At 62.6% G+C, this 22,235-nt stretch carries 23 protein-coding genes and 1 tRNA gene; 9 read left to right on the top strand and 15 right to left on the bottom strand.

Annotation, left to right across the window (positions count from 1 at the left end):
* Nucleotides 1-135 precede the first annotated feature (135 nt).
* On the top strand, nucleotides 136-1,341 hold the full coding sequence (locus ACM6JT_RS04990; protein ID WP_105391015.1) for a chromate transporter: 1,206 nt from the start codon (nucleotides 136-138) through the stop codon (nucleotides 1,339-1,341).
* A gap of 57 nt (nucleotides 1,342-1,398) precedes the next feature.
* Here the strand turns inward: ACM6JT_RS04990 and ACM6JT_RS04985 are convergent, their stop codons facing one another.
* Nucleotides 1,399-1,845: a multidrug/biocide efflux PACE transporter gene (locus ACM6JT_RS04985; RefSeq protein WP_034184791.1), complete on the bottom strand. Its 447-nt coding sequence runs from the start codon at nucleotides 1,843-1,845 to the stop codon at nucleotides 1,399-1,401.
* A 112-nt stretch (nucleotides 1,846-1,957) separates the two neighbouring features.
* Here ACM6JT_RS04985 and ACM6JT_RS04980 point away from each other — a divergent pair, with 112 nt between their 5' ends.
* Nucleotides 1,958-2,842, top strand: coding sequence for a LysR family transcriptional regulator (locus ACM6JT_RS04980; protein WP_034184790.1), 885 nt, complete (start codon nucleotides 1,958-1,960; stop codon nucleotides 2,840-2,842).
* A gap of 48 nt (nucleotides 2,843-2,890) precedes the next feature.
* On the opposite strand, the gene ACM6JT_RS04975 is transcribed toward ACM6JT_RS04980, so the two are convergent.
* From ACM6JT_RS04975 to ACM6JT_RS04955, 5 genes are all read right to left on the bottom strand, one after another.
* A complete protein-coding gene (locus ACM6JT_RS04975; RefSeq protein WP_034184789.1) occupies nucleotides 2,891-3,349 on the bottom strand; it encodes a CopD family protein in 459 nt (152 codons plus the stop codon).
* A gap of 255 nt (nucleotides 3,350-3,604) precedes the next feature.
* On the bottom strand, nucleotides 3,605-5,926 hold the full coding sequence (parC, locus tag ACM6JT_RS04970; RefSeq protein ID WP_034184788.1) for a DNA topoisomerase IV subunit A: 2,322 nt from the start codon (nucleotides 5,924-5,926) through the stop codon (nucleotides 3,605-3,607).
* A gap of 66 nt (nucleotides 5,927-5,992) precedes the next feature.
* Entirely contained in the window at nucleotides 5,993-7,975 is a 1,983-nt protein-coding gene (parE, locus tag ACM6JT_RS04965; RefSeq protein ID WP_034184787.1) for a DNA topoisomerase IV subunit B, read from the bottom strand.
* Between the two features lie 239 nt (nucleotides 7,976-8,214).
* On the bottom strand, nucleotides 8,215-10,164 hold the full coding sequence (locus ACM6JT_RS04960) for an ATP-binding cassette domain-containing protein (RefSeq protein ID WP_414856056.1): 1,950 nt from the start codon (nucleotides 10,162-10,164) through the stop codon (nucleotides 8,215-8,217).
* Nucleotides 10,165-10,437: 273 nt separating this feature from the next.
* The gene (locus ACM6JT_RS04955; protein ID WP_414856055.1) at nucleotides 10,438-10,842 is read right to left on the bottom strand and encodes a DUF4399 domain-containing protein; all 405 of its coding nucleotides are present in this window, start codon (nucleotides 10,840-10,842) and stop codon (nucleotides 10,438-10,440) included.
* 198 nt (nucleotides 10,843-11,040) lie between these two features.
* Here ACM6JT_RS04955 and ACM6JT_RS04950 point away from each other — a divergent pair, with 198 nt between their 5' ends.
* The 4 genes from ACM6JT_RS04950 (at nucleotide 11,041) to ACM6JT_RS04935 (ending at nucleotide 12,670) form a co-directional block, all read left to right on the top strand.
* Entirely contained in the window at nucleotides 11,041-11,223 is a 183-nt protein-coding gene (locus ACM6JT_RS04950) for a rubredoxin (RefSeq protein ID WP_006398668.1), read from the top strand.
* A 132-nt stretch (nucleotides 11,224-11,355) separates the two neighbouring features.
* Nucleotides 11,356-11,430 (top strand) — tRNA-Arg (locus ACM6JT_RS04945).
* A 167-nt stretch (nucleotides 11,431-11,597) separates the two neighbouring features.
* Complete coding sequence (locus tag ACM6JT_RS04940; protein WP_414856054.1) at nucleotides 11,598-11,969, top strand: Arm DNA-binding domain-containing protein; 372 nt, start codon at nucleotides 11,598-11,600, stop codon at nucleotides 11,967-11,969.
* Nucleotides 11,966-12,670, top strand: a complete 705-nt coding sequence (locus tag ACM6JT_RS04935) for a replication initiation protein (protein WP_414856053.1) — start codon at nucleotides 11,966-11,968, stop codon at nucleotides 12,668-12,670. Before ACM6JT_RS04940 ends, ACM6JT_RS04935 begins: the two co-directional genes overlap by 4 nt.
* A 147-nt stretch (nucleotides 12,671-12,817) precedes the next feature.
* Here ACM6JT_RS04935 and ACM6JT_RS04930 read toward each other — a convergent pair whose 3' ends face one another.
* Nucleotides 12,818-13,030, bottom strand: coding sequence for a hypothetical protein (locus ACM6JT_RS04930; RefSeq protein WP_414856052.1), 213 nt, complete (start codon nucleotides 13,028-13,030; stop codon nucleotides 12,818-12,820).
* Between ACM6JT_RS04930 and ACM6JT_RS04925 the strand changes: the two genes are divergently transcribed.
* Together ACM6JT_RS04925 and ACM6JT_RS04920 are read left to right on the top strand one after the other, a co-directional pair.
* Entirely contained in the window at nucleotides 13,022-14,146 is a 1,125-nt protein-coding gene (locus tag ACM6JT_RS04925; RefSeq protein ID WP_414856051.1) for a TraM recognition domain-containing protein, read from the top strand. The genes ACM6JT_RS04930 and ACM6JT_RS04925 overlap by 9 nt on opposite strands.
* A gap of 217 nt (nucleotides 14,147-14,363) precedes the next feature.
* Nucleotides 14,364-14,648 (top strand): hypothetical protein, encoded by a 285-nt coding sequence (locus ACM6JT_RS04920; protein ID WP_167397622.1) that lies wholly within the window; start codon nucleotides 14,364-14,366, stop codon nucleotides 14,646-14,648.
* Between the two features lie 90 nt (nucleotides 14,649-14,738).
* Here the strand turns inward: ACM6JT_RS04920 and ACM6JT_RS04915 are convergent, their stop codons facing one another.
* The 3 genes from ACM6JT_RS04915 to ACM6JT_RS04905 all read right to left on the bottom strand — a co-directional run bounded on the left by ACM6JT_RS04915 (nucleotide 14,739) and on the right by ACM6JT_RS04905 (nucleotide 16,470).
* Nucleotides 14,739-15,350, bottom strand: coding sequence for a hypothetical protein (locus ACM6JT_RS04915; protein ID WP_414856050.1), 612 nt, complete (start codon nucleotides 15,348-15,350; stop codon nucleotides 14,739-14,741).
* 109 nt (nucleotides 15,351-15,459) lie between these two features.
* Nucleotides 15,460-16,260 carry a DUF3560 domain-containing protein gene (locus ACM6JT_RS04910; protein ID WP_414856049.1) on the bottom strand — a complete coding sequence of 267 codons (801 nt, stop codon included), beginning with the start codon at nucleotides 16,258-16,260 and terminating at the stop codon, nucleotides 15,460-15,462.
* 51 nt (nucleotides 16,261-16,311) lie between these two features.
* A complete protein-coding gene (locus ACM6JT_RS04905; protein WP_211145476.1) occupies nucleotides 16,312-16,470 on the bottom strand; it encodes a hypothetical protein in 159 nt (52 codons plus the stop codon).
* Nucleotides 16,471-17,203: 733 nt separating this feature from the next.
* Here ACM6JT_RS04905 and ACM6JT_RS04900 point away from each other — a divergent pair.
* Nucleotides 17,204-17,782 (top strand): hypothetical protein, encoded by a 579-nt coding sequence (locus ACM6JT_RS04900; protein ID WP_414856048.1) that lies wholly within the window; start codon nucleotides 17,204-17,206, stop codon nucleotides 17,780-17,782.
* 143 nt (nucleotides 17,783-17,925) lie between these two features.
* Here ACM6JT_RS04900 and ACM6JT_RS04895 read toward each other — a convergent pair whose 3' ends face one another.
* The 5 genes from ACM6JT_RS04895 to ACM6JT_RS04875 form a co-directional block, all read right to left on the bottom strand.
* A complete protein-coding gene (locus tag ACM6JT_RS04895) occupies nucleotides 17,926-19,017 on the bottom strand; it encodes a PmeII family type II restriction endonuclease (protein ID WP_414856047.1) in 1,092 nt (363 codons plus the stop codon).
* A 5-nt stretch (nucleotides 19,018-19,022) separates the two neighbouring features.
* Nucleotides 19,023-20,402, bottom strand: coding sequence for a DNA cytosine methyltransferase (locus tag ACM6JT_RS04890; protein WP_414856046.1), 1,380 nt, complete (start codon nucleotides 20,400-20,402; stop codon nucleotides 19,023-19,025).
* The gene (locus ACM6JT_RS04885; protein ID WP_414856045.1) at nucleotides 20,395-20,616 is read right to left on the bottom strand and encodes a CopG family transcriptional regulator; all 222 of its coding nucleotides are present in this window, start codon (nucleotides 20,614-20,616) and stop codon (nucleotides 20,395-20,397) included. Before ACM6JT_RS04885 ends, ACM6JT_RS04890 begins: the two co-directional genes overlap by 8 nt.
* Nucleotides 20,617-20,866: 250 nt before the next feature.
* Nucleotides 20,867-21,484 (bottom strand): recombinase family protein, encoded by a 618-nt coding sequence (locus tag ACM6JT_RS04880; protein ID WP_414856088.1) that lies wholly within the window; start codon nucleotides 21,482-21,484, stop codon nucleotides 20,867-20,869.
* 7 nt (nucleotides 21,485-21,491) lie between these two features.
* Entirely contained in the window at nucleotides 21,492-21,932 is a 441-nt protein-coding gene (locus tag ACM6JT_RS04875; RefSeq protein ID WP_414856044.1) for a hypothetical protein, read from the bottom strand.
* Between the last annotated feature and the right edge of the window lie 303 nt (nucleotides 21,933-22,235).

The raw sequence follows: 22,235 nt of genomic DNA, 5'->3' as shown, positions 1-22,235 counted from the left end.
GTTTAGTTCATTAACTAGCGTTTTCGCGCATGGCGGTGTCACGATGCGCGGCGGACAATTGGGAGGGCCAACGTATCGGCGGGCCGCCGGCACGCTCACACGCGCGAGATCCGGCCCTGCGCCAACACCACAATCATGACAACCGTCGAAGTCGAAGCGACCGCTCGTGTCGAAGAGGCACAGGCATCCCTATGGACCTTGTTCAAGGTCGTCGCCGGCATTTCGGCGATCTCGTGGGGCGGGCTTTCGATGATGGCGCAACTCGAACGCCACTACGTGGAACGGCTGCAGCGCATCGAACCGCACGTATTCGGCGATCTCGTCGCGCTCGCGTGGCTCGTGCCGGGCCCCGTCGGCTGCAATGTTGCGGTGCAGGTCGGCCAGACGCTGCACGGCCGCGCCGGCGCATGGGTCGCCGGCATCGCGAGCGTGCTGCCGTTTTCCATCTTGATGACGCTGTTCGCGATCTTCTATCGCACGCCGCTCGTGCGCTCGCTTGCCGCGCCGATGCTGATCAATCACTTCGGGATGGTGCTCGCCGCGCTGATCGGCGTCACGTGGGTCAAGCAGTTGCGCATGCTCGCGCGCACGCGGCTCGAACAGGCGATCGCCGCGCTGTCGACGATTCTGCTCGCTTTCGCGCATAGTCCGGCCGCTTTCGTCGGGATTCTTTTCGCTGCGTTTGCAGCGGGCTGGCTGACCGGGCCGACGCAACGCGACGCGGTCGATTTCACGCTGTCGAGACGCGACCGCAACCTGCTCGTGCTGCTCGGCGTGCTCGTCGCGCTGTTCGCGGTGCCGCTGCCAGGCGATTACCAGGAGCAACTGCTGTGGCCGCGCCTCGCGGGCGCCGGCATGACGCTGTTCGGCGGCGGCTTTTCCGCACTGCCGGTGCTCAAGACGCTGTTCGTCTCGCCGGCCACCGGCATCTCCGATCACGACTTCACGCTGGCGTTCGCGCTGTCGCCCGTGGCGCCGGGGCCGCTGCTGAACGTCGTGCCGTTTCTCGGCTACCTGACCGACGGCTGGGTCGGCGCGCTGCTCGCCACGGCCGCGCTGTTCATTCCGTCGGGTTGCCTCGTCGTGTTTGCGCAGAACCACCTGTCCCGGCTCAAGCGCCATTCGCGCTTCGAGCACGGGATGCGCCTGCTGCGCGCGGCGACGACGGGCTTTCTCATCGTCGCCGTCGTGAAGATCCTGCATCGCGAGCCGGGCGACCCGATTTACTGGTTGACGGGCGCGTTCGCGACGCTGTGCTTCACGCGCCTCAAGGTGCCCGTCTATGCCGTCTACGGCGCGGTCGCGGTTGTCTGCGGCGTGTGGCTGTGGGCCGCGCGCTGACGGGCGGCAGCCGTCACTCTAGTGGACTCAACCGGCACTCACCGGCACCAGGCGACTTCAACCCGCCTGCACCGCGACCCGGCGTGCCATCCAGCGGGCGCGCAGCGCGTCGTACGCGAGGTTGAAGCAGAACGTGTACGGCAGGAAGAACAGCACGATGCCGAGGTCGAGCAGCAGCGCCTCGACGAGGCTCACGTTCAGCCACCACGCGGCAACCGGCACCACCATCGCGACGAGGCCGAGCTCGAAGACGACCGCGTGCGCGATCCGCATGCCGAGCGTGCGCGACAGCCCCGCGCGCCGTTCGAAGCGGTCGAACAGCGTGTTGAAGGTCATGTTCCACGCCATCGCGATCAACGACACCATCACCGTCAGCACGCCGACGTGCGATACCGGCATGTCGAGCAGCCACGCGCCGATCGGCGCACACAGCGCGATCGCGACCAGCTCGAACGTCAGCGCATGCAGCAGCCGTTCCGTCACCGTTTTATTTATCTGTTTCATGATTCCCTCCAATTCGTAACGTCATTCATGTCGGTCATTTTGATCGGCACAACCGTATGAATCCAGTTTGATATCATCGGTTTTACCGATATAACGAAGTCTGGAGCGCCACATGCGCCACGCCCCCGAAGCCCTGCTCGCATTCGCCGAAGCCGCGCTGCTCGGCTCGTTCACGGCCGCCGCGCGCAAGCTAGGCAAGCGTCAGTCGACCGTGTCTGAGGCGATCGCGAACCTCGAGATCGATCTCGGCGTGCAGTTGTTCGACCGCTCGACGCGCGCACCGACGCTGACCGACGCCGGGCGCGCGCTGCTGCCGCAGGTGCAGCGCACACTCGAGGCCGGCGCGGCGATCGACCGCACGGCCGCGCGGCTCGCACGCGGCGAGGAAGCACGGCTGACGCTCGTCGTGTCCGATACGTACCAGTCGAAGCGCTACGAGGAAACGTTGATGGCGCTCGAACGGCGCTTTCCGGCGCTCGAGCTCGAATGCCAGATCGCCGAGCACGAAGACGTGCTCGACCTGATCCAGCAGGGTCGCGCGCAGCTCGGGCTGATGGCCGCGCGCGCTGCCTACCCGGCCGATATCGGCGCGGCGACGGTGGCGGAGGAATCGGAGATCGGGCTGTTCGTCGGGCGCACGCATGCGCTTGCGGAATACGGCGATACGGAAGTGCCGCACGCGGCGCTGCGCGACGTGCGCGAACTGCGCCTCAACACCTATGTGAAAACGGAGGGCCGCAGCGCCGACGACCGGATCGTCGTCGGCACGCAGCACTGGCTGGCGCCGAGCTACCTGATGCTGCTGGAGATGGCGGTGCTGGGGTTCGGCTGGGCCGAGCTGCCGCGCTGGATGGTCGACCACTTCGCGCGCGATCGCCTGTGCGAACTGCGCGCACGCGGCTGGCCGCGCCGTGTGCGGGTGGATGCGGTATGGTCGCGCAACCGCCCGCTCGGCCCGGCCGGCTCCTGGCTGCTCGACGCGATGCTAGCCGCGTAGCGGCGCATGCCGGCGCGCCCGCGGTTGGCGCCAGCCGGTGCCTGAAGATCAGAAGCCGCGCGACAGCACGGCCGCACCGACCGTGACGACACCGAGCACAAGATTGACGACGACGAGCAGGCGCACCGCGTTCACCGCGCGCGCGCCGTCCGGCCAGTTCTGCGCCTGCACCGCGCGGCGGATGCGCGGGAACAGCGCGAAGCGGATATGCCCGAAGATCAGCATCATCACGACGCCGAGCCCGGCCATCGCGTGCAGCGACCACGTCGCGTGCGCGCCGCCGAACTCCATCAGCAGGAAGCCGCCGGACAGCAGGATCACGATCACGGAACCCGCCACCCAGTTGAAGAAGCGGCCGAACACACCTTCGATCAGCGGCAACCGGAGCTGCGGCGACAGGTCGGACAATGCCGGACGCAGGCAGAAGTTCGCGAAGACCATCCCGCCCACCCACACGGCAACGGCCAGCAGATGAAGAAACAGCGCGACGGCAACAGCGTGGGACATGGCGGCAATCCTGTGATGGGGTGGGTGCTGCGAACGGCCGCGTCGTACGCGGCATCGAACGTCGTTCGACCGGCCCGTCGCCGCGCGGTTCAGGCCCCACGCGCGATTTCACAATATTTTGCAAGTTCCGCGTGACAGCGCCACGCTTGCTTACCCGAATCACCCGAATCCGCGGTCCCAAAGAAAAGGCCGCACGTCCGCCGAAGCGGAGGTGCGGCCTTCGATCGCGATCGAACCGGACGATCGCGCGCGGCGTCAGCCGAGCAGCGGACGCAGCTCGTTGACGACCTTGAGCTTCGACTCCGGCGCGCGGCCCTTGCGTGCGCGCTTGCCGATATGCGGCGCGAGCCCCGCATACGACAGCGTGTCGTCCTGCGCCTTGCCGCCGCGGCCGGTGCCGATCAGCACGACGCCCGCCGGATCGATCGCGAGCGCCTGCACGAGCGTTTCCTTGTCGTCGAGCGCCATCAGGATCACGCCGCGGCCGCCGCCGGACAGCGTCTTCATCTCGTCCATCCCGAACACGAGCAGGCGGCCGCCGCTCGACAGGCACGCGACCTGCGTCGCGTTCGGCAGCACGGGCATCGGTGCGAGCGGCACCGCGCCCGTATCGATCGTCATGAACGACTTGCCGGCCTTCACGCGGCTCACCATGTCGCCGACCTTCGCGAGGAAGCCGAAGCCGTTGCTCGATGCGAGCAGCAGTTGCTGATCGGCCGGCGCCGCGTAGTAGTGCATCAGATGCGAGCCCGATTCGAGCTCGATCAGCGACGTGACCGGTACGCCGTCACCGCGCCCGCCCGGCAGCACCGATACGTCGACCGAATACACGCGGCCGCTGCTGCCCCATGCGATCAGGCGATCGGGCGTGCGGCACTGGAACGCCGCATACAGATGATCGCCGGCCTTGAACGTGAAGCCGGCCGGGTCGAGCCCGTGGCCCTTCAGCGCACGCACCCAGCCTTTCTGCGACACGACGACCGTCACCGGCTCGTCGACCACCTTCGCCTCGAACGTCGCGCGCTTTTCCTGCTGGATCAGCGTGCGACGGTCGTCGCCGTACTGCTTCGCGTCGGCCTCGATCTCCTTGATCATCAGCCGCTTCATCGCGCTTTCGTTCGCGAGCAGCTCCTCGAGCTTCGCCTTCTCGTCGCGCAGCGCTTCGAGTTCCTTCTCGATCTTGATCTTCTCGAGCCGCGCGAGCTGGCGCAGGCGGATTTCGAGAATGTCCTCGGCCTGCCGCTCGGAGAGGCCGAACGCGCTCATCAGCGCGGCCTTCGGCTCGTCCGACTCGCGGATGATGCGGATCACCTCGTCGATGTTCAGGAAGACGATCATCCGCCCTTCGAGGATATGGATGCGGTCGTCGACCTTCGCGAGACGATGGCGGCAACGGCGCGTCATCGTCAGCTGGCGGAACTTCACCCATTCGTCGAGGATCGTCAGCAGGCCCTTCTGGCCCGGCCGGCCGTCGGCGCCGATCATCACGAGGTTCAGCGTCGCGTTCGATTCGAGGCTCGTGTACGCGAGCAGCGTGTTCACGAATTCCGTCTGGTCGATCGTGCGCGACTTCGGCTCGAACACGAGCCGCACCGCCGCTTCCTTGCCCGACTCGTCGCGCACCGCGTCGAGCAGGTCGAGCATCGCCTTCTTCGTGTTGAGCTGTTCGGGCGTCAGCGTCTTCTTGCCGAGCTTGAGCTTCGGGTTGGTCAGTTCCTCGATTTCCTCGAGCACCTTCTGGCCCGACGTGCTCGGCGGCAGCTCGGTGACGACGAGCTGCCACTGGCCGCGCGCGAGATCCTCGATCTTCCAGCGCGCGCGCACCTTCAGGCTGCCGCGGCCCGTTTCGTACGCCGCCGCGATTTCCGTGTCGCTCGAAATGATCTGGCCGCCGCCCGGGAAATCCGGGCCGGGGATCAAATTCATCAGCTCCGCGTGCGAAAGCTTCGGATTGCGGATCAGTGCAACCGCCGCGGCCGCGACTTCGCGCAGGTTGTGCGACGGGATTTCCGTCGCGAGGCCGACCGCGATGCCCGACGCGCCGTTCAGCAGCACGAACGGCATGCGGCTCGGCAGCGTCTTCGGTTCGTCGAACGAGCCGTCGTAGTTCGGCATGAAGTCGACCGTGCCCTGGTCGATCTCGTCGAGCAGCAGCTTCGCGATCGGCGTGAGCCGCGCTTCGGTGTAACGCATTGCCGCCGCGCCGTCGCCGTCGCGCGAGCCGAAGTTGCCCTGCCCGTCGATCAGCGGGTAGCGCAGCGAGAAATCCTGCGCGAGACGCACGAGCGCGTCGTACGCCGACTGGTCGCCGTGCGGGTGGTATTTACCGAGCACGTCGCCGACCACGCGCGCCGACTTCACCGGCTTCGCGTCCGGGCCGAGGCCCATTTCGTTCATCGCGAACAGAATCCGGCGCTGCACCGGCTTCTGGCCGTCGCATACGTCGGGCAGCGCGCGGCTCTTCACGACGCTGACCGCGTAGCTGAGATACGCCTGCTCCGCGTAGTTGCCGAGCGTCAGCGCGTCGCTCTCGGGCGCGTCGGGGCTGGCAAAGAGATCGGAAGTGTTGTCGTCCATCTGAATTCCGTATTCGTAAGTGGCGTGAGGCCGGGCCGGGCGTCATGCCCGGCCGCGCGCGGGGCTTTAGATGTCCGCTTCGACGTCGTTGCCCTTTTCCTCGAGCCAGCCGCGCCGCGCGGCTGCCTCGCCCTTGCCCATCAGCATCGTCATCCGCGCGACGGTCGCGTCGAAGTCGAGCTCGCCGAGCTTGATCGGCATCAGGCGGCGCGTGTCGGGGTTCATCGTCGTGTCCCAAAGCTGCTCGGCGCTCATTTCACCGAGACCCTTGAAGCGGCTGATGCTCCACTGCGTCTCGCGCGCGCCGTCCTTGCGCAGCTTGTCGAGGATCGCTTCCAGCTCGCCGTCGTCAAGCGCATACAGCTTCTGCGCGGGCTTCTTGCCGCGTGCGGGCGCATCGACGCGGAACAGCGGCGGCCGTGCGACATACACGTGGCCGCGCTCGATCAGTTGCGGGAAATGCTTGAAGAACAGCGTGAGCAGCAGCACCTGGATGTGCGAGCCGTCGACGTCCGCGTCCGACAGGATGCAGATCTTGCCGTAGCGCAGGTTCGACAGGTCGATGGTGTCGTCCGGGCTGTGCGGATCGACGCCGATCGCAACCGAGATGTCGTGCACTTCATTGTTCGCGAACAGGCGGTCGCGCTCGGTTTCCCAGGTATTCAGCACCTTGCCGCGCAGCGGCAGGATCGCCTGGTACTCCTTGTCGCGGCCCATCTTCGCGGAGCCGCCCGCCGAATCGCCCTCGACGAGGAACAGCTCGTTGCGCTCGATATCCTCGGTCTCGCAGTCGGTCAGCTTGCCGGGCAGCACCGCGACGCCCGAGCTCTTGCGCTTCTCGACCTTCTGGCCCGCGCGCGTGCGCGCCTGCGCCTGCTTGATCACGAGTTCGGCAAGCTTCTTGCCGTGCTCGACGTGCTGGTTCAGCCACAGTTCGAGCGCGGGACGCGAGAACGACGACACGAGCTTCACCGCGTCGCGGCTGTTCAGGCGTTCCTTGATCTGCCCCTGGAACTGCGGATCGAGCACCTTCGCGGACAGCACGAACGACACGCGCGCGAACACGTCTTCGGCGAGCAGCTTCACGCCCTTCGGCTGCAGGTTGTGCAGCTCGACGAAGCTCTTCACCGCCTGATAGAGACCGTCGCGCAGCCCCGATTCGTGGGTGCCGCCTGCCGGCGTCGGGATCAGGTTCACGTACGACTCGCGCACGAGCGAGCCTTCCTCGCTCCAGGCGACGACCCACGACGCGCCCTCGCCCTCGGCGAACGTATCGTCGCCCGAACGCGAATCGGCGAAACGCTCGCCTTCGAACAGCGGGATCAGCAGCTCGCTGCCGTTCATCTCGTCGAGCAGGTAGCCGCGCAGGCCATCCTCGTATTTCCAGGTCTGGCGCTCGCCGGTTTTCTCGTTGACGAGCACGACCTCGACGCCCGGCAGCAGCACGGCCTTCGAGCGCAGCAGGCGCTGCAGTTCGCCGAGCGGCAGGTTCGGCGAATCGAAGTATTTCGGGTTCGGCCACACCTGCACGCGCGTGCCGGACTTCTTCTCGCCGCGGCCCGCACCCTGCGTCGCCAGCGGCTTCACGACGTCGCCGTCGGCGAAGCCGAGCTCGGCAATCTTGCCGTCGCGCCAGACCGTTACGTCGAGGCGCGTCGCGAGCGCATTCGTTACCGACACGCCGACGCCGTGCAAGCCGCCCGAGAACGTATAAGCGCCGCCCGCGGCCTTGTCGAACTTGCCGCCCGCATGCAGGCGCGTGAACACGATCTCGACGACCGGCACGCCTTCTTCGGGGTGCATGCCGAACGGGATGCCGCGGCCGTCGTCCTCGACCGATACCGACTGGTCGGTGTGCAGCGTGACCGTGATCTGCTTGCCGTAGCCGCCGAGCGCCTCGTCGGACGCGTTGTCGATGACTTCCTGGATGATGTGCAGCGGATTCTCGGTACGGGTATACATGCCGGGCCGCTGCTTGACCGGCTCGAGACCCTTGAGCACCTTGATCGATGCTTCGCTATAGGCCGCGCTGGGTTTCTTCGTTGACATAGGCGCTGAATTTCGTCATTCATCGGGACGTTGTCCACACCTCGTGTGGATAACGTCGTGGACAAAACGTTGAGTTCCGTAAAAAAGCGAATCGAAACAACGGTGTGCTTGGACTGCTCCGAAAGCGGGCGCGCGGCGTGCTGCGCTACCCGGGACGCGCGGTATTTTACTGGTTCCGCGTGGCACGCCAATCGCGAGATCGTCGCGCGGCCATCGCCGGCCGCGCGGCGCGTGACGCGTTATGCCGGCTTGCGCTTCGCCTCGAGCGTTTCCCACCGTTCGAGCGCGGCGAGCAATTCGTCGTCGATCGCCGCGAACCGCTCGGTCAGGCGCGTGCCTTCCTGCGGATCCTTCGCGAAAATCGAGCCGTCCTCGAGCTGCGCATTGATCGTCTTCTGCTCCTCTTCGAGCGCGGCGATCTTCTCCGGCAGCGAATCGAGTTCGCGCTGCTCGTTGAACGACAGCTTCACCGTGCGCTGCGCATTGCGGCCCGCGGCGCTCTTCGCCGGCTCTTCCTTGACGGGCGCCGCTTCCTTGACCGCGCGCTTCGCGGCTTCCTGCTGCGCGAGCTGCTCCGAGCGCTCGCTCTGGATCTGCCAGTCGGTGAAGCCGCCGACGTATTCGCGCCACTTGCCGTCGCCTTCGGCCGCGATCACCGACGTCACGACGTTGTCGAGGAACGCACGATCGTGGCTGACGAGCAGCACCGTGCCGTCGTAGTCGGCCAGCAACTCTTCGAGCAGTTCGAGCGTCGGGATGTCGAGGTCGTTGGTCGGTTCGTCGAGCACCAGCACGTTGGCCGGACGCGCGAACAGGCGCGCGAGCAGCAGCCGGTTGCGCTCGCCGCCCGACAGCGACTTCACCGGCGAACGCGCGCGTTCCGGCGCGAACAGGAAGTCGCCGAGATAGCTCATCACGTGCTTGCGCACGCCGCCGATCTCGACCCATTCGCTGCCGGGGCTGATGGTATCCGCGAGGCTCTTGTCCTGGTCGAGCTGCGCGCGCATCTGGTCGAAATACGCGACTTGCAGGTTCGTGCCGGTGCGCACCGTGCCTTCGTCGGGCTTCAGCTCGCCGAGGATCAGCTTGAGCAGCGTGGTCTTGCCCGCGCCGTTCGGGCCGATGAAGCCGATCTTGTCGCCGCGCATGACCGTCGTCGTGAAGCGGTCGACGACCGTGCGGCCGCCGTAGCGCTTCGTCACGTCTGTCAGCTCCGCGACGATCTTGCCGGACTTCTCGCCCTGCGCGACGTCGAGCCTTACGTTGCCCTGCGAATTGCGGCGCTCCGCGCGCTCGTGACGCATCTGCTCGAGCCGCGCGATGCGGCCGACGCTGCGCGTGCGGCGCGCCTCGACGCCCTTGCGGATCCACACTTCTTCCTGCGCGAGCAGCTTGTCGAACTTCTCGTTTTCCACGCGCTCGACTTCGAGCTGTTGCGCCTTGCGGGTCTGGTACGCGGAGAAATTGCCCGGGTACGACAGCAGCCGGCCGCGGTCGAGCTCGACGATGCGCGTCGCGACGCGATCGAGGAACGCGCGATCGTGCGTGATGAACAGCAGGCCCGCGCGCTGCGCGACGAGCAGTTCTTCGAGCCAGCGGATGCCGTCGAAGTCGAGGTGGTTGGTCGGTTCGTCGAGCAACAGCACGTCGGGCTGCAACACCAGCGCGCGCGCCAGCGCGACGCGCTTCTGCATCCCGCCCGACAGCGCGTCGACGCTCGCATCGCCGTCCGGCAGGCCGATCTGCGCGAGCGTCATCGACACGCGCGTGCGCCAGCTCCATGCGTCGTGCGCGTCGAGCGACGACTGCAGCGCGTTCATCCGCGCGAGCAACGCATCGTGCTCGGCGCCTTCCGGTATGTCCGCGAGGCGGTGCACGATCGAATCGTATTCTTCGAGCAGTTCGCGCGTGTGCGTGAGCCCCGACGCGACCGCGTCGAACACCGTCGCGCCCGGCTCGAATTCGGGCTCCTGCGGCACGTAGACGGTCACCAGTTCCTGCTGGCGCGTGACCAGCCCGTCGTCGGGCTTCGCGAGGCCGGCGACGATCTTCAGCAGCGACGACTTGCCCGCGCCGTTGCGGCCGATCAGGCCGACGCGCTCGCCGGCTTCCAGCGAGAAATCCGCGTGATCGAGCAACGCGACGTGACCGAACGCGAGCTGCGCGCCGGTAATGGAATAGAGCGACATGGGGAGACGGCGGAGAGAGAGGAATCGGAAGCGCTCATTGTACCGGTCGCGGACGCCGCCACCGGTATGGCCGGACGGACTAGCCCTGCGAGCGGCGCTCGCACCGCGTCGACGCGGTGCGATGGGGCGGTGCCATGTACGGCTTGCGGCCGGTTTCCGGTGCCGGATGCCGGCCGCGGCCGGGTGAACAGGCGAATGCCGGCCCGATGCCCGCGGCCGGTCGATCTACCATCCCGCGCGTGGCGCAACGGGCGCCGGCACGGGATGCTGCGGTTACTTCACGTTGACCGTGATCGTCGAACTCATTTCGAGACCGTACGAACGGTGCGCACCGTCGCCGAGTTGCAGCGTCAGCGTGTGCGGGCCGGGCGGCAGCTTCACATCGGTTTCGGTCTGGCCCTTGCCGAAATGCAGCGAATGGTCGGACGCCGGGATCACGTCGCCCTTCGGCACCGACTTGCCGTCGATCAGCAGGTGATGATGGCCCGTATTCGGCGTCATGTCGCCGGCCGGCTTGAGTTCCATGCCTTGGAGACCGAACTTCACGTGCACGGGGCTGGACACCGTCGCGCCGTCCTGCGGCTCGACAAAGAACACGCGCGCTTCGGCGCGCGCGAGCGTCGACACGGCCAGCGCCGCGACACAAACCGCACCCGCGATCCACTTTCTGTTGAGCATCGTTTCCTCCTTCAGATTGACAGGCCCACGAAGCATACACTGCAAGCCCGCCGCACGCGACGACACCCATTGTTCGCGATGCGTACGTTTAAAACGACGTTGCGCAGGCGTTCGGCGAAATTCCGGTAACATTGCGCCTTTCGTCCGCCGGCGAGGCTGCGGACGGCATTACCGAGTTTTCATTATCACGAGCGCTACATGAGCGAAGTAACCGAATACCAGAGCTGGGTCTGCCTGATTTGCGGGTGGGTCTACAACGAAGCGGAAGGGCTGCCCGACGAGGGCATCGCGCCCGGCACCCGTTTTGCCGACATTCCCGCCGACTGGCGGTGCCCGCTGTGCGACGTCGGCAAGGAAGATTTCGTCGTCGTCGATTTCTGATCGCCGCTGACCGCGCGATACGCGCATCGGCGTGCAATCCGCCCGCCGATGCGCCGCGCGTTTGCTATACTCTGCGCGCTGTCCACATCGCCGTCCGGTTCGCGTTTTTCGCGCGATCGCCCGGACATGGCTCTCCCCGTAGTTCAATGGATAGAACAAGCGCCTCCTAAGCGCTAGATACAGGTTCGATTCCTGTCGGGGGGACCATCTAAGTTCCCAACACTTCCCAAGTTTGCCCAAAAAGTCGCGCACAGCCTTGTGTCGCCTGGACTTTTGCTGCCATCATTGCCCAAGGTTGCCCAGTACAAGCAACCTAACTTGGGGGCATCTTTTGGGACATGCCTCCATGCCCCCAAACTCGATGCCCCCACGCCATGCCGAAGCGCGCCACTCCACTGACCGAGATGCAGATCCGCAAGGCCAAGCCGGCCGAGAAGCCGTATCGTCTGGCTGACGGGAAGGGGCTGTATCTGGAGGTAATGCCGAACGGATCGCGGTACTGGCGCATGAAGTACCGCTTTGACGGTAAAGAGAAGCGCGCCGCCTTCGGCGTCTATCCAGAGGTGACGCTCGCTGAGGCTCGGCAGGCCTGCCTCAATGCGCGGAAGCAACTGGCCGCCGGCACCGATCCGACCGAGCAGAAACGGGAAATCAAACGCACCCGGGCGATCGAGGCCGCGTCGACGTTTGAGGCTGTCGCGCGCGAGTGGTTTGCGGCCCAGACGGATGGCTGGACCGAAGTGTGACCCTCCAGCAAAAGCGCGTGCTTGCATTAGCGATCGCGAAGTGCAATCCCAAGCTCAAAATTTTGCTCCATAAGGCGACCAGCCCCGATCCCGCGACGGGGATTGCACCGGGGTGGCCAGTGCGCATCACCGCTCAGGAATTTCTCGAAGCCTATCCGTCGATCGATGCCAAGCATGCCTATTCGGACCTCAAATCGGCCGCAGAGAGCCTGTACGAATGCAGTGTCGAGTGGACTGTCATTCAGACTGAGCGCGGCAAGAAAGTGCCTGTACGTAAGGTCGCCCGGTGGATCTACGAAAGAGCGGACACGAGCACGTCCGGCTGGGTCGAACTGAAATTTACGCCGACGATTGCGCCGTACCTTCTGGGCATCGAAAGGGCCTATACAACCTACAAGCTCAAACATGCGGCCGATCTGAGATCGATGTATAGCTGGCGATTGCTCGAAATGATGGCTCAGTTCCGCGATACCGGGCTCTTGGTCATCGGTTACGACGAGTTTTGTGAAGCGATGGGTGCACCGGCCAGTTGTATCAAAGATGCCGGCCAGCTTCGGCGTCGAGTCATCGACGTGGCCGTAAAGGAATTGCAGGAGAAAAACGGGCTGAAAATCGAATGGGAACCGACAATCCCCGCCGGCCGTAAGATCACTGGCTTCAAGTTTACCTTTCAGCCGGACCCTCAAGGACGCTTGTTCTGACGTGGTGGATGCATGTCAGGCTCACCACGAAAACGTCAGAACCGGGGTGCCGTCAAGAAGCGGATTTTTTCGTACGTTAGTCGCAAGATTGTCAGGCTTGGGTCTTGGCTATTGAGGGCACGGCGTCAGGCAATGACGAAATCGGCTCTAATCTGACGTGTTTCGCGCGCCTGCCTGACGTCCAGTTGAGGTGTAACTCAGGCTAAGGACTTCGAGCCGGAAAAATACTTCGCCGATGGCAAGATTTTTTACGGTCTGGACGAACACGACCAGCCTATCTATTTCGACCTGAAAGAGTTCTTCACCACGCACCACGCGATCCTTGGCCCGACGAGTTACGGCAAGGGTATCGTGCTGCAAGGCGTGTTCAAGCAATGCATCCGGTTCGGATTCGGCGTGTTCTACATCGATCCGAAAGGCGACGATTACCTGCCGTACCTGCTGCAAAACGAAGCGCAGGCGGCCGGCCGGCGCTTCGTCTATCTCGACCTGAATCCGGGCGGCAAGGGCGTGTGGCATCCGTTCCTTGGCGGCGATTTCCGGCAGCGCCGCACGCGGATCGTGCGCGCTTTCAATCTCGACTCGGCCGGCACCGATGCCGATGTCTACAAGGCCAAGGAACGGGCGCTGCTCGATGACGCGCTCGAAAACACTGACGGCACAATCAAGTCGCTACTGGCCTACGTGAAGGATCACGGGAATGCCGGCGACCGTGATCTGTCCACGTTGCGCGACTCGCTGCGCGAGTGGTCGCGCGTCGATACCTTCGCCCAGCCGGCCAAGCGTAAGGGCCATTCGATCGAAGCGTGCCTGTTGAATAATGCTGTCGTCTACGTTCGCGGCGACCTGGCTGACCCGGTTGTGAAGGCTGCGACAAAGGCTTACATCGCGGAGCTGACGGCGGAAATCAAGCGTCTGTTGCCGAAGCGGCCGGCGCATGTGACGCTCGGCATTGACGAATTGAAGTTCCTTGCGTGCGCGGAAATCAATGATGCGCTGGCGACGATCCGGCAAAACCGCTGCAATATGTTGCTCGCTGCGCAGTCGATCGCGAACCTTGAAGCGCCGGATGACAAGCGCCTCGACGGCAAGGCATTGGCGCGGGAATTCGAGGTCAACACGCCTATCAAGTTCGTCTACCGGGCAGCTGATGAACGCACAGCCGAATGGGCGGAAAAGCTCTCGGCAACCCAATGGCTGAACGTGGTGCAACGCGAAACCACGAAAACCAACGTGCATGGCGGCGAACAATGGGAGGGAAACCGGATGGTGGGCAAGCTAGAACAGCCCATCATTTCGCAAAGCACGCTGCTCAGCCTGCCGGCGCGGATTGCCATCGCCTACATGCCCGGCCGCAACGCGTCGAAGCTCTACACCTGCCACGCGCACATCGATCGCAGCGTGGCGTCGTGGATCACACCAGCAGCACCGGCCACGCCGGCCGCCGCTGCTGAATCAACGGAATCGGCGGAATAACTTTGGCGTCAGTCGGGGGTTATACGCCGGAACCGCCGAAAATTTCGTTCGGGTGTCAGGGGACAACGAAACGGCCAACTGATTTGAACGACGCGCAGGGTATACACGTTCACATTTCTCGAACTGGGCGTACCCGGAGTAAAATGTGCTTGCTAATCGGATGATTGGCACTTGGGCCGCAAGGAGTTGCGGTTAATTATCTTGCATGGAGTTGCAAATGAATCAAGTTACCGGAAAAATCACATCCATCGCCACCATCGGCGAGATTTTTCAGAAATCCCCGACGATCAATCGCCTGATATTGAAGCACGTTGGTCAATCGGCTTGGGAAATCACCAAGTGTGACGGCGAACGGCCAAATAACCTGCGTGAAGTTGCCGAACGTTCGGCGGGTAAGTTCGCCTACGAACGCAACATCAAGCGGGGTTTCGAGGCACTGAGCGGATACGACATCGACAGCGACGAGCAGATCAAGGTCGTGTACCGCCTACCGAGCGATTGAGGCGCTGTCCGCCGGAACCGCTGAGAATTCCGACGCAAAACCTCAGCGGTTCCGGCGGACACCCCCAGTCGGTCGAAAACTCCCGCCCTTCTAACTCGGCACGACGACAGCGTGATACGCCGCCAAGCCACCGACGAAAAAGGCTGCGAAAGAGCCGATGGCAAGGCCGATGGAGATCACGTTGGCCATGGCGCCGCAACGCACCCACCAAACGCTGGTTTTCCCCCAATGCGTGCTCCCGTACGCGTACTGCGACAAGTATCTGAAGCCGGACGCGACCCCTGCTATCCCTGCACCAACCATGAACCATAAAAGTGCTGTCCCGATTTGCGTAAGGAGCGGCGCTCCCGCAACCAGTAGCCCCTTTGCAATCGCGTTGCCGGCGAATGCAAGGACGGTTGCCGCTGCTCCGCCATTTATAACGATCGCGGACCGAAGAGCCGTCTGACCAGCCTCGACTGTCGCCTTGAGCATCTCGACGCTCATCGTCGAGCTTCTCGACAATTCCGCTTTCCACACTTCAAGCTGGTGGTTAGCTTGGGCTTCCGTGATGGAAGGTTCGCCCTGCTCTTGCTGAAGGGCCGTAGCCGATACGTTGGCGAGATAGGCATTCAGATTTGCGATCAGCAATTCCTTCGCTCCGGTTTTCTCTACTTCAAGAACCGCGTCTTGTATTTGTTTGACTGCTTCTGAAGCTTTCATGGCGTGGCATTCGAGTTGACGTGCCGCACACAGTAGCACGGGTTCTAGGCCCTTCGATCTGTCCATCTGGGGGATCCCTAGTGGCCCGCCGAAACGGGCCGGGTCTGGATCATTCGCCGGTCAGCAGCTCGTCGAGCTGCGGACGCAGCCACGTCGCCGTATTGATCGCGGCCGGCGTGAGCTTGCGGACATAGGTCGATTTGCCGGCTGGCGACCGGCTCGGGCTGTATACGAAGCCGTTGCGCTTCATCAGGTCGCGCACGGGCTTATCCGGCTTGGCGTCGAACACAAACGCGGCGCGGTTGTCCTCCACGTCCTCGCGGTACGTGTAGCCTTGCCTCTGTTCCTCGCGATCGCGGCGCTCCGCGATCTTTTCGAGCGCCGCGATACGGTCGCGTATGCGCCGGATATTGGCGCTGCTGTTGGTCAGCTCGTAAGATGCGAAGCCGGCGCGGCCTCGATAGTCCGGCCTGAACAGCTTCTCGATGGCGTCGGCCGTGTAGCCAAGCGCAGCAAGGCCGGCGCGATCCTCGCGGCGGATCAGCGCATTCGTGCGTTTCATCCGCTCGTGCCGTTCCTCCAGCTCGGCCACCTTCACGCGCAGCTTGTCTACCGCTTCCGGATCATCGCTCGATATGCCGCCCCTGCCGACAGCCGCGGCGCGGCGCTCCAGTTCCTTCGCCTGGTCTTGCAGCGCGAACGCCTTGCCGAACGTGTTGTGAATCCGTGCGCGATAGTTGCGGTCGCGGCGCTCAGAGTGGTGGCCGCGCAAAATGGGCTGGCCGAACGGGATAGCAGACGCCATAACCTCGGCGCGTGTATAGGTCATGTTCGACGCCGACCGGGCGCGATCGGCGCGAGCCTCCAGGCGGTCGCGGCGGGCTTGCTGCTTGGCTTCGTACTTGTTCACGGTCTATCTCCTATGCAGTGCCGGGCCGACTGGCCCGGCTTGGGTGGCGGCTCACTCGCCGATCTTGCGCAGTTGCTCGAAGTAGTGACGCGATGACTTGGCCAGCTCCATCATTCGGGCATGGGCGCTGCCGTCGCGGCGTAGACGCCTGGCGAGCGCGAGGCTCGCGGCGTGATTGGTGCGGTGGTAGGTACTGAGCTTGGTTGCCATGACGAGCGCCCCTGTCAGCACCAGACGACGCGGGCGTAATCGACCGTGCGGCGGTAGTAGTTCCGGCCATCCCAAGGGGTGAACGTGTATTCCATGTAGGCACACGTAAGGACTACTATCCAGTGATGAAGTGAGAGCGGGTTCATATCGACCTCCAGAAAAAGGGGTTGCCTTTACTGCTGACCGGGTTCCTAGATTCCGAGTCCCGGAGTGGAGTGGTTTGGCGAGGCTGGGGAACTTGACCGTCTTGCCGCCGTTTCCCTGAGTTCGTCGTCCCGCGACGGGGTTAGCCGGCCCGGTGTGGCTGTCAAGGGTGAAACCGGAGGCCGCATGCCCGCGCAGCGAAGCGAGCAGGAACGGGCGAGGATTTCAGCGCGCAGCGCGGCCCTTGATGGCCGCACCGGGTTGGCTATGGTCGCGAAAAGGACGGCGAACTCAGGGAAACGGCCAGGGCGATTGCCGGAGCCGAGATGAACCGCCGCGCGGCGAGCGCCTACGTGCGGCCGACTGGCCGCACCTGACCAGGGGGTTGCGTTAGGGATTGAAGCCCGTAGGGGCGAGACTCGGAACGAGGCTCGACGCGCAGCGCGAAAGCCCGGCCCGAAGCAAAGCGCAGGGAAACGCCCATCACACGTGCACAGGGTTATCCACAGAAATTGTGGATAACGACGCTCATGTTGATGCGGTTGGCATCCACATTGGACACCGGCTTTTTTTGATCTAGAATCGTCACGTGTTGTTTGACGTTCCGCCATTCGTGGAACGTCAAACGACGCTCCCGAATGGCCTTTCTTTTTTGGAGGCCATTATGTTCACGGTAACAACTGTCGCTACAGGCAATCTGTTTAACCTGCCCGGTACGGATCGTTTTCGTAATAACTGGACTGCTTCACGTGGGACACCGTTGATGTTGGGTTCGGTTGGAATCGGCGAGTCAGTCATGCCGGTTCTGGCCTTGCTGGAGATCGCGGCACATCCTCGTGCAGTAGGAACGAAGTCGTTGAAACTGAAGTTCGGTAGCGACGATCTACGTTACGAGGGCGAACTGTGGTGCACCGATCGGCGTGGGTGGCATGACGGCGAACTGCCCGAAGGCGAAAAGCCGGACGATCCCGATTACGAAGGCTATGTTTCGCTGGTCCCGTATGTAGGCAATGAGCATATGACGGAAGACGCTCAGTTTCGGTTGGGGTCACTCTCGATCGAAGGCCGCAGGGTCCGGAATGCGGATGGTTCGGTGCGGATCGCGTTGTGGATAGGGTCCAAGGCTATGGAAGACTCGGACCAACTGAGGGCGGGTGTTCCTGTGTGACACGGGGGAGGCTTTTTAGCCGCCATGAGAAGGGGAAAGGCTACGGCCTTTCCCCTTTTTTATGCGTCAGAAAAGCGACGCCTGTTCGCCGGCCGGTGCGGCCGGCTGCTCGGTGCAGCGCATGCGTACCATGATCGGCACCCCTAGATGCCTTCGTCAAAGAAGGCCGTCATAGCGGTTGCGAACCAAAACAACTGGCTTTCGTTAAAGTCTTCCCTGATCCAATCGGGCAAACTGTGGCGCGGGAACTGGAGCTGACCAAGTGCAGTTGCGAGTTGCTGCAACTTTATGTTGATGCGCGTTTCGAGGTCGGCGGTCTCGATGCCAACGGCGAGAGCTTTAGCAAGCGCCAGTAGCACTTCCAAGAATACAAAGTCGGCGGCGCCTGGATTGTCCGGCTGACCGATGAACGCCCAGAAATCCTTACCGATACGTCGATAGACTCGAATCGAGCCAGTCTGGGTGTCGATTAAGACACCGGGCTTATTAATGCGATCCTCCTCTGCGAAACCGTTTTGCAGGAGCTTGACCAGAATTTGATTTTCTTTGTTATTGGTCGTGCAGTCCGTTCCATAAGTGAGACCAAGCACCACGTCGATTTCCGTCACTTCCGGGTAAGTGATCTGTGTTTGCCTTAGCCAAGCACGGTGATTGTCGATGATGGCCCTGGTCATGCCTTGGACCTGGGTATCGTTGATTGTGTTCGGCCCGCTTTTGATCGAGGTCATGTAGCGCCGGTGGCCGACGACGACTGACTTATCAATCTCGCGCCAAACAGAGTCAACTCGACGCTGGGCCTTCTCTTCGTTACTCAGGCCGATCAGGGCGTCGAATTCCGCCCGCTTCTCTGGCGCCTCAATCCACTTGTTGGGCGAAACAATCGGATATTGGCTGACGAAGGCCGCCTCAATCGACTTGCCGAATGAGGTTTCGAGTCCCATGTAGAGCTTGCTGTTGAAAAGAAACGCCCCGAAAGCACGCGGATCATCCAACCGCATTACGCTCGCGGAGGTCATCAATACGTAGGGGTTAGTCCGATAGTCGGACAGACCTGCTCTCCGCTCAAAAGCCAAGGGTAAATTGGTGCTGATGTATCCAGCCAAAGCTTTCGCAAGCGTTTCAACTCTCTCTTCGGTAACGTTCGCAAATAGCTCGATGATTTCTTGAACGTTGAAGTGATGCGTTTTTGATTTAAGAGCAGCGAAAAAGGGGTTAGCCGTAGCGCGTGTTGCCATTTTTTTTATCCAATTGCACTGATTTTTCTAAGTGTTTGTGGTGCTTCGTAGGTGGCAAGCGTATTGTTTTCGCCGTCCTCCCAAACCAAGGTTTTTCCGTCCTTGAACCATTGCCGGGTGCGGACGTGGGATTGAACGTAGACGATCCGATAATCCAACGGTTTTTCAGCGGCCGCAAGCCAGTTGTGCTTCTTCAGCACATCCAGTTCCTTCGCGATCACATTACCTGCCACCTGACCCAGCCGTACTGGCACGGCGTTACCAACCTGCGCGTATTGCTGGCTCGCTGTGCCCCGGAATGACCAGTCTGCCGGAAACTCTTGGATTAGAGCGTACTCCTTAAGCGAGAGCGCCCTAACTTCCCCAGGGTGACATAGCGCGGTGCTGGCGTGATTTGGCATCGTGACGAGGGTCGGGCACGGCAGGTCGTAACTAAGACGACGCCACCAGCCTGAACGGCCTCCTTTGGCGAACCAGGCACGCCCCATGGATTCCTGTTGCTTTTCGACCGGCAAGCTGCGCCAATTGGACCCTGGGGGCACCAAGCTCAAAAACGACTTTTTACGCGGGCTGAAATCCATGATGACTTCGCCGGGATCGCTGAGGCCGCCTATAGCGTCGCGCAGCGTGCGCCAAGGCTTCAAGTCTTTCGCGTCGAAGAGCCCGCCCTGCGATCCTTCAGGGACATACGAGGGGCCGTGCGTCGGATCCGGAAAGTTCACAACGGTGTTGTACCTGTTGCCGACGAACAGCGCCCGCTCTCGAAGCTGAGGTGCACCATAGTTGACAGCGTTCACCTCGAAGCAGTCCATGTGATAGCCGGTGCCGCTGGCGCTGGACAGATTCTGCAGATCTTCGGCGAAAAGCCGAACCACGGAGCCGGGCATTTCGTCTCGCTCAAGGGGAGGGCCGCCCTTTTCGGGTCGCAGAGCGATAGGCCGGTGCTTCAATGCGGCCGACAGCAGACCACGTACGTTCTCCATGAGGAAGAATCGAGGCTGCATATATTCGACAAAACGGAGATATTGCCAAAGCAACGTCCCGCGCGGGTCTTGCGTAGCCATGCGCCGTCCGGCGGTGCTGAAGGACTGACAGGGTGGCCCGCCAACCAAAACATCCAATTCGCCTGGCTTTAATCCACATGCTGCAAGTACATCTGCCGGATCGATGTTGGTGATGTCGCCTTCAAAGACCTTCAGGTCTTTATGCAGGTGTCCAAGTGCATGGTTAGCTCGAATGGTGGCGCAGAAGCTGGGTACCTTTTCTACGCATGCTAGAACCTCAAACCGGTCGGTCTGTTCAAGCCCGATATCGAGCCCCATTGCGCCAGAAAATAGGGAGATGACCTTGTACTTCGTTGTTGGTTTTTTGCGTTGTTCACGCATGGGGTTTCTCAATTTTAGAATTTGCCTCAAACAGCGGATAGCGCTCGCTCACATACTTTTCGGCAGCGTCGCGAATGATCCATGCAACTGAAACCTTGCGCTCCTTCGCGAGGCGTTCGAGCGTGTCGTACAAGTCTCGCGGGAAGCTCACGGAGGCGCGCGCACTCTTGGCCTCATGGCCAGAACTTGGTAATCGATTGATTTTGCTTAGCATAAGCACTCTCCTGAACTGCACCACATTACATCACTTCGGTGCTGGTTGGTGCAACGTTTTGCGGTAGTTGATCTGTTCAGAGAGGTTCATTGAGGGGTGCCGTCAGGATTCGGAGAGGTGGCATGCCGGTGCGGCACTCGGCGACGAATCGCGCGCCGGCCTCGGGCATCAGCTCGGGCGGGAACGTGGGCGGTAGGCCAAACGAAACGAGTTCAAGTTTCATCGTTTCCCTCTCTATATGTATACGGCTCTACGCGGCGCGTTCTGCGCGCTGCGACAACAGCCGGAACAACGTCGATCGGTGGATTCCGAACAACGCGGCGATTTCCTGCATGCTCGTGTTGCCCTCGTCCGCGAGGCGATAGATATGGTCGAGCTGCGCCGGCGTGAGCGTCGGCTTGCGGCCGAACTTCGTGCCGCGCGCCTTGGCCGCTGCTCGGCCGCTGCTCGTGCGTTCAACAATCAAGCTGCGTTCGAACTCGGCGATCCCGGCGAACACGGTCAACACCATACGGCCGGCCGGCGTCGTCGTGTCAGCCCACGGCTCGGCGAGACTGCGTAGGCCGGCGTTCGCGGTGTGGATGTGTTCAACAATGTCGAGCAGGTCGCGGATGCTCCGCGCGAGCCGATCGAGGCGAGTCACAACCACGACGTCGCCGGCACGCAGGTGGTCGAGCAAGCGATCGAGCTGCGGGCGAGCGCGGCGTGTTCCGGTTATTTTCTCCGCGAAGATCCGGCCGCACCCGGCCGCGCGTAGCTGCGCCTCCTGATTGGTCAAGTCCTGGTCGCGCGTCGAGACACGGGCGTATCCGATCAGGAATGCGCCCGTCTCGATATCGCGCGTAGCAGTGTCCGTTGGGTCTCTCATTTCAGCTTTATTTTTCACAATTTTTCGTTACGCGATTTACGTAACGGTTAAACGCTGCATCATCGTCTCCAAAGGACCGCACGATGCTGTCATCGGCCCACCAGAGCAGGCGCTCAATCACCGCGCGTTTCGGGAGCCCGTGATGTACCGCCAGCCGCTCAAGTGAAAAGTACTCGCGCACGCCAAGCGTCACCACCAGCCTCTTCTCGTCCAGTTCGGTCGTGTCCGGCACCGGCTGGACCAACACCGTTGACGCAGCACGCAGTACGCCCTCACCCACCTCGCGGCGGGGGTGCTTTGCGACCGCGCGACGCGCCTGCGCCAGTTCTTCGCGCAGTCGCTCGCATTCGAGCACAAGCTCATCATGCTTATTTTTCGTTACAGTAACGGATTCTCCTACCGTCTTGTGCCGCGCCCGAAATGCCGCCTGGCGCTGCGCGTTCGTCATGGCGTCGGGCTTTCGTGGCCGGCCCCGGCCACGTTTTTCCGGTACGGAACGATCCTGTAACGAAATATCTTTGCCACGTGCCATGCTCGCCCCTGCCTGTCTGGAGACTCTATTTTGCGTTACATAACGATAAATTAATAGGTCACCCCACCGTTCGCGGAATGTTGCACATCATAGTCGCGCATGTATCCGTATACAAGACTATGTTTTGCAACATCGCGCGGCTCGACCGTGCGGGACTTTGGCCGTGGCCGACGCGTCGTTGCATAACTTAGGAGTTTTGCAACGGGACGCTCAGCGTTG

The organism is Burkholderia sp. IT-111MI5 (assembly GCF_949752865.1).
Lineage (GTDB): Bacteria > Pseudomonadota > Gammaproteobacteria > Burkholderiales > Burkholderiaceae > Burkholderia > Burkholderia pyrrocinia_C.
Note: the sequence above shows the minus strand (reverse complement) of the source record. Positions and strands in the feature narration are given on the sequence as shown.

What these genes read in the sequence shown, in the direction of transcription:
- ACM6JT_RS04880 (WP_414856088.1), bottom strand. Translation starts at nt 21,484, where the DNA reads ATGAGAGACCCAACGGACACTGCTACGCGCGATATCGAGACGGGCGCA.
- ACM6JT_RS04960 (WP_414856056.1), bottom strand. Translation starts at nt 10,164, where the DNA reads ATGTCGCTCTATTCCATTACCGGCGCGCAGCTCGCGTTCGGTCACGTC.
- ACM6JT_RS04890 (WP_414856046.1), bottom strand. Translation starts at nt 20,402, where the DNA reads ATGCGTGAACAACGCAAAAAACCAACAACGAAGTACAAGGTCATCTCC.
- ACM6JT_RS04980 (WP_034184790.1), top strand. Translation starts at nt 1,958, where the DNA reads ATGCGCCACGCCCCCGAAGCCCTGCTCGCATTCGCCGAAGCCGCGCTG.
- ACM6JT_RS04920 (WP_167397622.1), top strand. Translation starts at nt 14,364, where the DNA reads ATGAATCAAGTTACCGGAAAAATCACATCCATCGCCACCATCGGCGAG.
- ACM6JT_RS04955 (WP_414856055.1), bottom strand. Translation starts at nt 10,842, where the DNA reads ATGCTCAACAGAAAGTGGATCGCGGGTGCGGTTTGTGTCGCGGCGCTG.
- ACM6JT_RS04940 (WP_414856054.1), top strand. Translation starts at nt 11,598, where the DNA reads ATGCCGAAGCGCGCCACTCCACTGACCGAGATGCAGATCCGCAAGGCC.
- ACM6JT_RS04950 (WP_006398668.1), top strand. Translation starts at nt 11,041, where the DNA reads ATGAGCGAAGTAACCGAATACCAGAGCTGGGTCTGCCTGATTTGCGGG.
- ACM6JT_RS04915 (WP_414856050.1), bottom strand. Translation starts at nt 15,350, where the DNA reads ATGAAAGCTTCAGAAGCAGTCAAACAAATACAAGACGCGGTTCTTGAA.
- parC (WP_034184788.1), bottom strand. Translation starts at nt 5,926, where the DNA reads ATGGACGACAACACTTCCGATCTCTTTGCCAGCCCCGACGCGCCCGAG.
- parE (WP_034184787.1), bottom strand. Translation starts at nt 7,975, where the DNA reads ATGTCAACGAAGAAACCCAGCGCGGCCTATAGCGAAGCATCGATCAAG.
- ACM6JT_RS04985 (WP_034184791.1), bottom strand. Translation starts at nt 1,845, where the DNA reads ATGAAACAGATAAATAAAACGGTGACGGAACGGCTGCTGCATGCGCTG.
- ACM6JT_RS04895 (WP_414856047.1), bottom strand. Translation starts at nt 19,017, where the DNA reads ATGGCAACACGCGCTACGGCTAACCCCTTTTTCGCTGCTCTTAAATCA.
- ACM6JT_RS04905 (WP_211145476.1), bottom strand. Translation starts at nt 16,470, where the DNA reads ATGGCAACCAAGCTCAGTACCTACCACCGCACCAATCACGCCGCGAGC.
- ACM6JT_RS04875 (WP_414856044.1), bottom strand. Translation starts at nt 21,932, where the DNA reads ATGACGAACGCGCAGCGCCAGGCGGCATTTCGGGCGCGGCACAAGACG.
- ACM6JT_RS04990 (WP_105391015.1), top strand. Translation starts at nt 136, where the DNA reads ATGACAACCGTCGAAGTCGAAGCGACCGCTCGTGTCGAAGAGGCACAG.
- ACM6JT_RS04975 (WP_034184789.1), bottom strand. Translation starts at nt 3,349, where the DNA reads ATGTCCCACGCTGTTGCCGTCGCGCTGTTTCTTCATCTGCTGGCCGTT.
- ACM6JT_RS04885 (WP_414856045.1), bottom strand. Translation starts at nt 20,616, where the DNA reads ATGCTAAGCAAAATCAATCGATTACCAAGTTCTGGCCATGAGGCCAAG.